Origin of the sequence: Fictibacillus sp. S7 (assembly GCF_004127935.1) — a bacterium.
In the GTDB taxonomy this organism is placed as follows: Bacteria; Bacillota; Bacilli; order Bacillales; family Fictibacillaceae; genus Fictibacillus_C; species Fictibacillus_C enclensis.
Genome location: NZ_QJKL01000001.1, coordinates 3792690 through 3805801 on the forward strand (window position 1 = coordinate 3792690; position 13112 = coordinate 3805801).

Consider the following 13112-nt stretch of genomic DNA (forward strand, 5'->3'; position numbering starts at 1 on the left):
GGAACATTTTTGAAAGCGGCTTTTTTGTGATGAATTCTCATCGGGAAAGCCGTTTTTCAGAACTCTGTATTGTTAGCGTCAACATTTTAGAAAATTAAGAAAGTCGGTGGAAGAATGGCAAAGTTTATGGATGAGAATTTTTTGCTCAAGAATGATATCGCAGTTACTTTGTACCACGATTATGCACGTGAAATGCCAATTATCGACTATCACTGTCATTTAAGTCCGAAGGAAATCTATGAAAACAAAACCTTTAAAAATATCACCGAAGCCTGGCTCTCAGGTGACCATTACAAGTGGCGCGTCATGAGAGAAAACGGCATCTCGGAAGAATACGTAACCGGAGATGCACCAGATTACGAGAAATTTCTGGCTTGGTCCAAAACCGTTCCAATGGCGATCGGAAACCCGCTTTACAACTGGACACACCTTGAGCTTCAGCGCTTTTTTGGAATCTATGACATTCTAAATGAAAAAAGTGCGCCGCAAATTTGGGAGAAAACAAATGAGCTGCTGAGCAGCCGATCATTTGGAGCAAGAGACTTGATCGTGAAATCCAATGTAAAAGTAATTTGCACAACCGATGACCCGACAGATTCACTTGAGTATCACGCACTTTTGAAAGATGAAGCCGACTTTCCAGTAAGTGTCCTGCCAGGGTTCCGTCCGGACAAAGGCTTAGAGATGAATAGAGATACGTATCTTCCATGGGTGGAAAAGCTTGCAGAAGCTGCTGAACGCAGCATTGAGAATTTCGATGATTTTCTTGAAGCCCTTGAATCCAGAGTCCGTTTCTTCCACTCTTTAGGCGGACGTGTTTCAGATCACGCCATCGATTCCATGGGCTTTGAAAAAGCAAGCAAAGAGGTAGTCGCGCAGATTTTTGCAAACCGTCTTTCTGGAGGTACTGTATCCCGTCAGGACGAAACCAAATATAAATCGTATACGCTCCGCTTTTTGGGAGAATTGTATGCAGAGCTGGACTGGGCCATGCAATTCCATATTAACGCCTTGCGTAATAATAACTCCAGAATGTTTAAAACCATTGGACCGGATACCGGTTATGATTCAATGAACGATGAAGGAATCGCAAAGCCACTTGTTCAGCTGCTTGACTCGCTTGATGCGAACAACAAGCTGCCAAAAACGATTCTTTATTCCTTAAATCCGAAAGATAACTATGTGATCGCAAGCATGATTAATAGTTTCCAGGATGGTGTAACACCAGGGAAGATTCAGCATGGAACCGCGTGGTGGTTCAATGATACGAAGGACGGAATGCTTGCACAGATGAAAGCGCTGTCCAACGTGGGCTTGTTTAGCCGATTTATAGGAATGCTTACTGATTCCAGAAGTTTTCTATCGTATACACGCCATGAATACTTCAGAAGAATTGTCTGTAATCTGATCGGTGAATGGGTGGAAGACGGGGAAGTGCCGGAGGATATCGAATTGCTCGGCAGCATCGTCCAGGGCATTTCCTACAACAACGCGAAGGACTATTTTCAGTTTCAAGCGAGTGAAGTAAACGTATAAGCAAAAAAAGATTCCCTGCTCAGCATAGAGGGCCAACAATATACTAAGTGAACTTCACCAAAGAAGTTAAAGTTTTTTGAAAACGGGGTACATGCAGGTTTAGCTGAGGGTGCCTGCGTGTTAAACTATAAACAAAGATTGCAGATTAAGGACTATGGCAAAAGGATGAAACAAGTATGGTAACGATAAAAGATATTGCTAAACTGGCGAATGTTTCTCATACAACGGTGTCAAGAGCGCTTAATAATAGTCCTTACATTAAGGAACCAACCAAGCGGAGGATTCTTGAAATCGCTTCCCAGCTCAACTATACACCCAACTACAATGCCAAGAACCTTGTGATGCAGAAGTCGCATACAATCGGCCTTTTTTTCACAAGCATCACAAACGGAACATCACCGATCTTCCTGGCGGATACCATCAAAGGGGTAAACAGTGTGATCGGGCAGGAATTCAATCTGTTCGTGCGGGGAATTGATGATTACGATGACTTTTCTTCCATTAATAATATGAGGTTTGACGGCATCATTTTAATGAGCCAGAGTGAGGCCGACAACACCTTCATCTATCATGTTATGCAGAAAAGGATTCCTCTTATTGTCTTGAACCGGGAGATACAGGAACAAGGCCTGATCAACTTGCTCTCCAATGACCAGGTGGGAGCCCGGCAGGCAGTTGAACATTTAATTACCAATGGACACAAAGACATTGCTCTAATTGAAGGGAAAAGAGGGTTCAAATCGGCACAGGCGCGCAAGGAAGGGTATATGGCCGCCCTCATTGAAAATGAGCTTTTGATTCATAAGGAGTATCAGGTGGAGGGCCATTACGATATGCAGAGCGGGTACACCGCGATGAATCAATTGCTGAACCTGGACCGACCTCCAACGGCAGTGTTCTGTTCCAATGATGACATGGCCATTGGGGCGATGAATGCGGTATTTGCCAGAGGCCTGAAGGTTCCCGATGATATGTCCATCGTCGGCTTCGATGATATCGGCTTCGCCCAATACACAACACCAAGGCTGACTACCGTAAAACGCCCGGTTGAAAAAATCAGCATTGAAGGGGCAAAGCGTCTATTGGCCGCGATCAGCCAGGTCCCTGGGCAAGGTGTCAAGCTGTTCGAAAACACATCACTGATCGTCAGGGACTCTGTAAAGGATCTGAAAGAGGATGCAAGGGGATAAAAGTTTCTGGAAGAGGTTGATTTCCGTTCCAGGATGCTCGCTTTCCGCAGGGCGGGCGGTGAGCCTGTAGTCTCACCTGTCCCGTATTTCCTGCAGGACAAGGAACGCTTCGAAAGCGATACATCGCACGAAGAAAATGTCATATTTATTTTCGAGGAGTCTCGCACCTTGCACTACAATCAACGTATCAATCAAGATTCTTTACAGAAGTTTTTCTCGAGTAACAACTATTTAGAACCCGTTTAAACCAAAACGGGCCTTTTTTTAAAACGCATTGTTCACGTGTGCAAAAAGACAATAGGAGGGGTTGGATTGGAAACATTAAATCGAACCATTGCCGGGGTTACAAACCGTTATCCCGAAAAGGTGCTGCAATTTGGAGAAGGCAACTTTTTGAGAGCGTTTGCAGATTGGCAGATTCAGGAGATGAACGAAAAAGCAGGTTTTAATGGCAGCGTTGTTGTTGTCCAGCCGAGAGGTTCAGGGAAAATTGAGCGCCTGAATCATCAGGACGGCCTTTTTACCCTTTATCTTCAAGGAATTAAAGACGGACAGGAAGTCAATGAACACCTCGTAGTAGATTCCATCAGCCGCGGCATCAACCTGGATCAAGATTATGATCAATATCTGCAGCTGGCTGAAAGCGAAGAGCTGCGGTTTGTTATCTCCAACACAACGGAAGCCGGCATCCGGTTTAACGAGAATGCTAGATTAGAAGATCGTCCTCAGGAGGGTTTTCCGGCGAAATTGACCGCTTTTCTTTATCACCGGTTTCAGGCGTTCAGCGGGGATTCTTCCAAGGGCTGTGTAATGATTCCGTGCGAATTGATCGAGAACAATGGACCGGAGCTGAAAAAAGTCGTACTGCAGTATGCCGAGCATTGGAACCTGGAACAAGGGTTTGTGGAATGGCTCCACGAGGCCAACACCTTTTGTTCGAGCCTTGTAGACCGGATTGTACCGGGTTATCCAAAGGACTCAGGCGATGAAAAAGAAGCAGAACTGGGATACCGTGATGAACTGATGGTGGTAGCAGAGCAATATTATCTTTTTGTGATTGAGGGGCCAGAGTGGCTGAAGAATGAGCTTCCATTTGAAAAAGCAGGCTTGAACAGCTTTATCGTGGATGACCTTACGGCCTACCGTGAACGCAAGGTGCGAATTTTAAACGGTGCCCATACAGCCATGCTTCCTGTGTGCTATTTGTACGGATTGGATACGGTGTCCCAGTCGGTGAATGATGAAGTGACCGGAGCATTCATTAAAGAGATGATTGCAGAAGAAATGATCCCGGCGATGAAGTACAGCGAGGAAGAGATGAAAGCTTATGCCCAGGATGTTCTGGAGCGCTTTAGAAATCTGTACATTCACCACTTTTTAAGCTCACTTGCACTTAATGCCATTTCGAAATTCAATGCGCGGAATGTTCCTACCCTGGTGGATTACGTGGAAAAGAAACAGAAGCTTCCCCAACGCCTCACTTTCTCGCTCAGCGCTCTCCTGTACTTCTATAAAGGAAAAAGAGGAGAGGAAGACATTCCGCTGGATGACAGTCCTGAAATTATAGAAGAGTTTAAGGAGCTTTGGCAGAAAGTCGACAGCAAAGAATTGCAGCTGACTGCTTTCGTTCAGGACATCCTTTCCAAAGAGCAGTGGTGGGGAAGAGATCTTTCGTCCATTTCCGGGCTGACCACAGCGGTCGCCGAGCATTTGAAAGTCTTTGAAGATAAAGGGATTAAGGCTGCAGTTCTCGAAGTCAATGCTGCCTTCACCAAATAAAGGAGCGGTATCATGAAGGACTATTTGCAAATCCATGAAAACGATAATGTCATTTTGGCTCTCCGCGATTTGAAAGAGGGAGAGGTGCTCTCTGCAGGAGGACAAGAAGTGGTGTTAAAGAGCGATGTGGGCAGGGGCCATAAGGTGGCGATTACCGATCTTCCTGCTAACAGCGATGTGGTCAAATATGGTTATCCTATCGGCCATGTGACCGAGTCTGTGAAAGCGGGAGAGTGGGTGCATACCCACAACACGAAAACCAACCTGTCGGGTACCGAGGAGTATGAGTACCATCCGAAGAAAGCGGTGCTCGCTTATACAGAAGAAAATCTGACGTTTGAAGGATACCGCCGGGAAAATGGCAAAGTGGGTATCCGGAATGAGCTTTGGATTGTTCCGACCGTAGGATGCGTCAACGGCATTGCGGAAAAAATCATCAAACGGTTTGAAAAGGAAGTCGGGGACATCGCGCCTTTTGATAACGTGCTTGTATTGAAGCACAGCTACGGCTGCTCCCAGCTTGGGGATGACCATGAAAATACAAGGCAGATTCTAATTGACGCGGTGAACCATCCAAATGCCGGCGGAATCCTTGTGCTTGGCCTTGGCTGCGAAAACAATGAACTGCCCGCCTTTAAAGAAGCACTTGGACCAATCAACGAAAACCGCATCAAATTTTTGGTGTCACAGGAAGTTTCCGATGAAATTGAAGCTGGGGTGGACCTAGTCAAAAAAATCCATGCGGCAGCAGAGGGAGACCGGCGCGAAGAGGTTCCGGTTTCAGAATTGAAGATCGGCTTGAAGTGCGGTGGATCGGACGGCTTTTCCGGCATTACAGCCAATCCGCTTCTTGGGAGGTTTTCAGACTATCTGGTTTCTCAGGGAGGTACGACCGTTTTAACCGAGGTGCCGGAAATGTTTGGTGCAGAAAAACTTTTGATGGAACGGGCGCAAAACGAAGAAGTCTTCCACAAAATCGAGCATCTGGTAAATGATTTTAAAAACTATTTTCTTCAGCATGATCAGCCGGTCTACGAGAATCCATCTCCAGGCAATAAGGCAGGCGGCATCACGACATTGGAGGACAAGTCGCTTGGATGCACCCAAAAAGCGGGTACTTCTACCGTTGTAGATGTGCTGAAATATGGAGAAGTATTAAAGAGCAATGGATTAAACTTGCTGAGTGCACCGGGCAATGACCTGATTGCTTCGACCGCTTTGGCTGCCGCGGGATGTCATATGGTTCTTTTCACCACAGGTCGTGGAACGCCGTTTGGGACATTTGTCCCAACCATGAAGATTTCAACCAATACTCAATTGTTTGAAACAAAGCCTCACTGGATTGATTACAACGCCGGAACGCTGCTTGACGACGATGTTTCGAGCGAAGAAGTGACAAAGGATTTTCTTCACTATGTCATCAAAGTGGCAAGCGGTGAACAAGTAAATAACGAAAAAAATGACTTCAGAGAAATTTCCATCTTTAAGTCAGGTGTAACACTGTAAGCAAAAGAAAGGAGTGGGTTAGATATGAAGGGAATCATTTGCGAAGAACCAAATGCATTTAAACAAATTGAGGTGGAAAAACCTGTGCCCATGGAAGGAGAGGCATTGATAAGGATTCGCCGGGTTGGCATCTGCGGCACGGATCTGCACGCATTCAGCGGGAACCAGCCGTATTTTACCTATCCCCGCATTCTTGGACATGAGCTATCCGGTGTCATTGAATCCATAGGCGCCAATCCATTTGGCTATAAGGAGGGCGATCAGGTAAGCATTATTCCTTATCTGGAATGCGGAACATGTGTGGCCTGCAGAAACGGAAAAACCAACTGCTGCACAGATATGAAGGTGCTTGGTGTCCATGCGGATGGCGGAATGAGAGAATGGATGGCTGTTCCAGTCGATCATCTGATCAAAACGGAGGGCCTAAGCTTGGATGAGGCAGCCATGATCGAGCCTTTAAGCATTGGCGCGCATGCGGTAAGACGCTCCCGGTTGAGAGAAGGTGAGAATGTACTCGTAATCGGGGCAGGGCCAATCGGTCTTGGCGTTATGGCGTTTGCCAAAGCGGAAGGTGCCCGGGTTTTTGCCATGGATCTAGATGCCGAGCGGTTAAACTTTTGCCAAAAGTGGGCGGATGTTGATGGGATTGTAAATGCAGCAGATCAGCCGATCGAAAAACTGATGGAGTTGACAAACGGCGAACTTCCGACCGTTGTTCTCGATGCAACAGGCAACGCACGTTCCATGATGGGTGCGTTTGATTATGCGGCGCATGGCGGAACCCTTGTATATGTAGGGTTAGTTAAGAGTGACCTAACGTTCTCAGATCCTGATTTTCATAAAAAGGAACTGACCCTGATGGGCAGCCGGAATGCCACACGGGAAGATTTTGATAAGGTGCTGAATACAGTAAAAAGCGGGGAAGTTGATCTAAAGCCATACATTACCCACCGCTCAAGCCTGGATGAAATGATCTCAGATTTTGATGGCTGGCTCAAGCCGGAATCCAAAGTCATTAAAGCCATTGTCGAATTTTAAACAGATTTTTTAAAATTTTATAATTTTTTGTCTTGCTTTTGTAAGGGTTTTCATTTACGATGTTACTAAACCGGTTTACCAAACCGGTTTACCAAACCGATTTACCAAACCGATTTAGTTCAGTTGTCTATGAAACAGCCCTTACATTTTGCAGTATTTAAATTTTCTAACAGTTGGTTGCAATGGGAAATCTTCAATGACAAGTTGATCGTAGTGCAAGGTGCGAGACTCCTTAGGGAAAAGCGGGACAGATGAGACCATGGAGGCGCTCGAGCCGTTACCGAAGGAGCTTGCGCCGAGAAAGTAGGCGTTTACGCCGGTAAGGCTCAGCGCCCGCCCTAGGAAAGCAAGCATCTTGTAACGAAAATCAACCGCTTCCATGGACGACTAAGAATAGAGAAAAAGCCCAAAGAAAAGAAAGGGGTAGGAATTGTGCCAGAACAGTTCGGGATTTTAACCATGGGTGATGCGATGATCACGCTGAACCCTGCAACAACAGGGCCGTTGCGCTTTGTTGCCAATTTTGAACGAAAAGTAGGAGGAGCGGAACTCAATTTCGCGATCGGCTGTGCAAGGCTTGACCTTCGCTCCAAATGGATCAGCCGCCTCGGAAAAGATGAATTCGGACGTGTTATTTACAATTTTGCCAAGGGAGAAGGCGTGGACATGAGCGATGTGGCTTATGTTGAAGGCCATCCCACTTCACTTAACATAAAAGAAATCCGTGAAGACGGATCCGGCAAAACGTTTTACTATCGTTACAACTCACCGGTGCTGACGATGGAACCGGAAGACATCACAGGAGAGATGTTCAAGGATATTCACATTGTTCATCTCACCGGTGTGTTCATGGCGATTGACCGCAAGAACCTGGATATCGTACACCGCGTACTGTCCATTGCCAAAGAAAAAGGTATCCTTGTTTCCTTCGATCCGAATATTCGCCTGAAGCTGTGGAGCATTGAGGACGCCAGGGCGGCCTATCATGATGTGTTCCCTTATGTAGATATTCTTTTAACCGGCCGCGATGAAATCAAAAGCATCATCGGTACAGACGATGACAAAGAACTGGCAGATTTCGCCCAGCGCTATTCCATCAGCCAACTGGTCATCAAAGACGGAGGAGAAGGTTCGGCGCTATACATCGATGGACAATGGGTAAGGAAAGAAGCCTTTTCCATTATACCAGTAGATACAGTAGGCGCAGGAGACGGCTTTGATGCAGGGTACCTGTACAGCTTCCTTCATGGGTTTGGGCCGGAAAAGCGGCTCGAGTTCGCCAATGCGGTTGGTGCACTGGTTACGACCGTATCCGGCGATAATGAGGGACTGCCGCTCCTTGAAGAAGTGTTGTCTTTTGTAAACCAAGAAGCCGTTGTAGAACGATAGAACGATAGAACATAAACGATAGGGAGGAAGAATTATGGCAACAACAACATTGTCAGCGCAGGAAGCAAAGGAACTGGTAAAACAAAAGCTGGTGGATGCCAGGCTGAATGAAAAGGATGCCGAAACAGTGGCGGACGTTCTTGTTCATGCAGATCTCAGAAATGTGAATTCACACGGGGTGCTGCGGACAGAGCATTATGTGAACCGTCTGAAGATGGGAAGCATCAATCCGGAAGCGAAGCCTGTGTTTAACGAAACAGGACCGGTGACCGGGGTACTGGACGGTGACGACGGATTCGGTCATGTGATTGCTGATATCGCCATGGATCATGCGATGGATATGGCGAAAAGAAATGGTGTGGGCATGGTAACCGCCATGAACAGCAGCCATTGCGGAGCACTCAGTTATTTCGTGCAAAAAGCAGCCGAAGAGAAACTGATCGGCATTGCCATGACACACACTGACAGCATTGTGGTTCCGTTTGGAGGAAAATCCTCTTTTCTTGGAACGAACCCAATCGCCTATGGTGTACCGGCTAAGGAGAAGAAACCATTTATTTTGGATATGGCTACCTCGAACGTGGCATTCGGAAAAATCCTTCAGGCGCGTGAAGAAGGAAAAGAAATTCCTGAGGGATGGGGAGTGGACGAACATGGTGTGCCTGCTACTGATCCGCATCAAGTCGCTTCTCTTTCAACCTTCGGCGGCCCGAAAGGCTACGGACTTTCTGTAATTGTCGATGTATTCTCAGGGCTTTTGGCAGGTGCCGCGTTCGGCCCGCATATCAGCCGGATGTATGAAAATTTAGATCAAAAAAGAAAACTTGGACATTATTTCTGTGCCATCAATCCATCATTTTTTACAGACAGAGACGCATTTCTAGAACAAATGGATGCAATGATGGAGGAACTGCGGCAGGTTCCGCCTGCACCAGGCTTTGACCGAGTATATGTACCAGGAGAGATAGAACAGCTTCACGAGGAGAGAAACTTAAAGAACGGGATTACGATTGCAGAGCCAGTGTATGAATTCTTGAAAAGCAGGTGAAGAAAATGAAAGCGGTTCAAGTACGAAAAGCGCATGACCTTGTCACAGAGGAAATCGAAAAGCCAGTCATCGTAAACGATAATGACGTTCTGGTCAAAGTAAAGCGGGTGGGTATCTGCGGATCGGACATGCATATTTATCATGGCACAAACCCTCTCGCTACGCTTCCGCGTGTGATTGGCCACGAAGTGACCGGCCAGGTGGAAGAAGTGGGCGCGTCAGTTAAGCACCTTCAGCCTGGAGACCACGTGGTGGTTGAGCCAATTTCGTATTGCGGAACATGCTATGCATGCCGCAAAGGACGGCCGAATGTTTGCTTGTCCCTTTCTGTTTTCGGTGTTCATGAGGATGGAGGCATGAGGGAATATCTGGTGCTGCCGGAAAAACAGCTGCATGCCGTTTCAGCGGAACTGCCTTGGGAAGAAACGGTGATGGCTGAGCCTTATACCATTGGCGCGCAGGCCGTTTGGAGAGGCCAGGTGGAAGACGGCGACACAGTTCTTATTCAGGGAGCAGGGCCGATTGGAATTTGTATTTTGAAAATGGCAAAGCTGCAGGGCGCGTCTGTCATGGTGACCGACCTGAATGGAGAGCGGCTGGCGTTTGCAAAAGAAAACGGTGCAGATGTAACGGTCAATGTTCAGCAGGAGGATGTGCTGGCGCGGGTTCAGGAATGGACTGACAATGAGGGAGTTAATGTCGTGATCGATGCGGTTTGCCTTCCATCGACGTTTAAATTATCCGTTGATGCAGTTTGCCCGGCAGGAAATGTGGTCGTTCTAGGCTTTGATGAAAAGGAAGCGGGAATCTCACAGCTTCCGATTACGAAAAAGGAAGTAACGATTACCGGTTCCAGACTCCAGACCAACCAGTTTCCGAGAGTCGTAGAATTATTGAATAATGGAAAGCTTACGCATGACGGGCTTGTGACCCATACATTTTCGGTAAATGAGGTTCAAGACGCCTTCCGGTTTGTTGAAGAGCATCCGGAACAGGTGCGCAAGGCGATTATTACGTTTGATTAAAGGAGGAGAAAGCATGCTGCCAAAGTATTCCGTTTATCAGGTGTTGATGGAAGCAAAAGTGGTTGCGGTTGTCCGCGGACAAAACAGCCACGAAGCCATTCAGGTATCAAAAGCAGCCATTGAAGGCGGAATTACCGCGATTGAACTGACCTATACCACTCCGGAAGTGGAGGAAGTGTTTAAAGAACTGCGCCACATGAATGTGCTTTTGGGTGCAGGTTCTGTAATGGATCCTGAAACGGCAAGACATGCCATTTTATCCGGAGCGAGATTTATCGTAAGCTCCCATTTTGTAAAAGAGATCGCAACACTTTGTAACCGCTACAGTGTTCCGTATCTGCCAGGGTGCATGAACATTTCCGACATGGCGCTTGCCCTTGAAGCAGGATGCGATGTGCTGAAGCTTTTCCCTGCCAATACGTTTGATCCGTCATTTATTAAATCCGTAAACGGCCCGCTGCCTAATGTCCGTATCATGCCAACAGGCGGAATTTCATTGAAGAATATGAACGACTGGCTGAGTGCCGGTGCAGTGGCTGTCGGGGTAGGCAGTGATTTAACAAAAGCCTTCCAGAAGGGCGGGTACGATGAAGCGGTATCGTTAAGCAGAGAGTATATCGCGAAAATGAATCAACATTCGGAGGTGTAATATGAATATTACGTTTCGATGGTACGGGCGGGACAATGATACCGTAACAATGGAGCATATCAAGCAGATTCCTAACGTGAAGGGAATTGTTTGGGCCCTGCACCAAAAGCCTGTAGGTGAAGTATGGGAAAAGGAAGAGATTAAAGAAGAAGTAGAGTACATTCAGAGCCATGGCTTTCATACCGATGTCGTGGAAAGTGTGAACGTCCATGAATCCATTAAACTCGGAAACAGTGAACGCGATCGGTACATTGAAAATTACAAACAGACGATCCGCAATCTCTCCGAATTTGGCGTAAAGGTCATCTGCTACAACTTTATGCCGGTCTTCGACTGGACACGGACTGACATGTACCGCCCACTTGAGGATGGTTCCACGGCTTTGTTTTTTGAAAAAGCAAAAGTTGAAAATCTCGATCCGGAAGAGCTGATCCGTACGGTGGCAGAAGCCTCAGACCTAACGCTTCCGGGCTGGGAGCCTGAAAAGATGGCAAAGATTAAAGAGCTTTTTGAAGCTTATAAAGAAATTGATGAAGAAAAGCTTTGGGATAACCTGAAGATCTTCCTGGACGAAATTTTGCCGGTAGCCGAAGCACACGGCATTCAAATGGCCATCCATCCGGATGATCCGCCATGGTCCATCTTCGGATTGCCGCGCATCATTACAGGAGCAGAAAGCTATGAACGCTTGCGGGCGATCTCCGATTCTCCGGCCAACGGCATCACAATGTGTACAGGTTCCATGGGTGCCAATCCTGCCAATGACATGGTCGATATTGCCAGGAAGTATGCAAATATCGCTCCGTTTTCACATATCCGAAATGTGAAGATTTTTGATAACGGAGATTTCGTGGAAACGTCCCACCTGACGACGGACGGCTCCATCAATGTTCAGGGTGTGGTCGAAGAACTGCACAAGCAAGGCTACAACGGATATGTGCGTCCCGATCACGGACGCCATATCTGGGGTGAGCAATGCCGTCCTGGCTATGGCCTGTACGACCGGGCTCTCGGGATCATGTACTTGAACGGCCTGTGGGACGCCTATGTCGCGGCAGCGAAAAAAGAGGTGGAAGTATGATTCCAGTTCACGAAAATCTCAATGGCAAAACAGCCGTAATTACCGGCGGAAGCGGAGTGCTGTGTTCCGAGATGGCCCGAGAGCTTGCCCGTCATGGTGTTAAGGTGGCTGTACTGAACCGCACTGCGGAAAAAGGTAAAGATGTGGTGGATGAAATTGCTAAGGCAGGCGGAACGGCTCTTTCGGTTTCTGCTGATGTACTGAACCGTGAGTCTCTGGAGAAAGCAAAAGAGGAAGTCCTGAGCCAGTTCGGCTCTGTCGATCTGCTGATCAATGGGGCAGGAGGAAATCATCCTGACGCGATTACGGACGTGGAAACCTATGAAGAGGAAGGGCAAGGAAAATCCTTTTTCGATATGGATGAGAACGGGTTTTCAAGAGTGTTTGCAACAAATTTTACAGGCTCATTCCTTGCCTCCCAGGTCTTCGGAAAAGACCTGCTGAAATCAGAATCACCTGCCATCATCAACATTTCGTCCATGAGCGCCTATTCTCCGATGACCAAGGTTCCGGCCTATAGCGCAGCAAAAGCGTCCATTAACAACTTTACGATGTGGATGGCGGTTCATTTTGCGGAAACGGGCCTCCGGGTCAATGCGATTGCACCAGGGTTCTTTTTAACTAAACAGAACCGAAACCTGCTTCTTAAGGAAGATGGCAGTTATACGGATCGCTCGAACAAAATCATCACAGGCACACCGATGAAGAGGTTTGGAAAGCCGGAAGATCTGCTCGGCACGCTGCTTTGGCTTGCAGATGAGTCGTATTCTGGATTCGTCACAGGCATTACCGTCCCTGTTGATGGAGGATTTATGGCATATTCCGGCGTCTGACCGGATATGCTGTTTTCTCCGGCTGATTGTAAAGCGCT

The 13112-nt window shown here is 47.2% G+C and carries 11 protein-coding genes; all 11 read left to right on the forward strand.

Going from position 1 to position 13112, the window contains the following annotated elements; translation table 11 throughout:
* Positions 1-114: 114 nt before the first annotated feature.
* The 11 genes from uxaC (at position 115) to DMO16_RS19510 (ending at position 13074) form a co-directional block, all read left to right on the forward strand.
* A complete protein-coding gene (uxaC, locus tag DMO16_RS19460; protein ID WP_129479564.1) occupies positions 115-1536 on the forward strand; it encodes a glucuronate isomerase in 1422 nt (473 codons plus the stop codon).
* A 176-nt stretch (positions 1537-1712) separates the two neighbouring features.
* Positions 1713-2726, forward strand: coding sequence for a LacI family DNA-binding transcriptional regulator (locus tag DMO16_RS19465; RefSeq protein ID WP_129479566.1), 1014 nt, complete (start codon positions 1713-1715; stop codon positions 2724-2726).
* A gap of 312 nt (positions 2727-3038) precedes the next feature.
* Positions 3039-4505 (forward strand): tagaturonate reductase, encoded by a 1467-nt coding sequence (locus tag DMO16_RS19470; protein WP_129479568.1) that lies wholly within the window; start codon positions 3039-3041, stop codon positions 4503-4505.
* A gap of 12 nt (positions 4506-4517) precedes the next feature.
* A complete protein-coding gene (locus DMO16_RS19475; RefSeq protein WP_129479570.1) occupies positions 4518-6011 on the forward strand; it encodes a UxaA family hydrolase in 1494 nt (497 codons plus the stop codon).
* 24 nt (positions 6012-6035) lie between these two features.
* Complete coding sequence (locus tag DMO16_RS19480; protein ID WP_061975213.1) at positions 6036-7049, forward strand: zinc-binding alcohol dehydrogenase family protein; 1014 nt, start codon at positions 6036-6038, stop codon at positions 7047-7049.
* A 459-nt stretch (positions 7050-7508) separates the two neighbouring features.
* The gene (locus tag DMO16_RS19485; protein ID WP_425590079.1) at positions 7509-8438 is read left to right on the forward strand and encodes a sugar kinase; all 930 of its coding nucleotides are present in this window, start codon (positions 7509-7511) and stop codon (positions 8436-8438) included.
* A gap of 34 nt (positions 8439-8472) precedes the next feature.
* Positions 8473-9486, forward strand: coding sequence for an ureidoglycolate dehydrogenase (allD, locus tag DMO16_RS19490; RefSeq protein WP_129479574.1), 1014 nt, complete (start codon positions 8473-8475; stop codon positions 9484-9486).
* Between the two features lie 5 nt (positions 9487-9491).
* Complete coding sequence (locus DMO16_RS19495) at positions 9492-10511, forward strand: zinc-binding alcohol dehydrogenase family protein (RefSeq protein WP_061975209.1); 1020 nt, start codon at positions 9492-9494, stop codon at positions 10509-10511.
* Between the two features lie 13 nt (positions 10512-10524).
* Positions 10525-11160 carry a bifunctional 2-keto-4-hydroxyglutarate aldolase/2-keto-3-deoxy-6-phosphogluconate aldolase gene (locus tag DMO16_RS19500; protein ID WP_129479576.1) on the forward strand — a complete coding sequence of 212 codons (636 nt, stop codon included), beginning with the start codon at positions 10525-10527 and terminating at the stop codon, positions 11158-11160.
* 1 nt (position 11161) lies between these two features.
* Entirely contained in the window at positions 11162-12241 is a 1080-nt protein-coding gene (gene uxuA / locus DMO16_RS19505) for a mannonate dehydratase (protein ID WP_129479578.1), read from the forward strand.
* Positions 12238-13074, forward strand: coding sequence for an SDR family oxidoreductase (locus DMO16_RS19510; protein ID WP_129479580.1), 837 nt, complete (start codon positions 12238-12240; stop codon positions 13072-13074). Before uxuA ends, DMO16_RS19510 begins: the two co-directional genes overlap by 4 nt.
* Positions 13075-13112 lie beyond the last annotated feature (38 nt).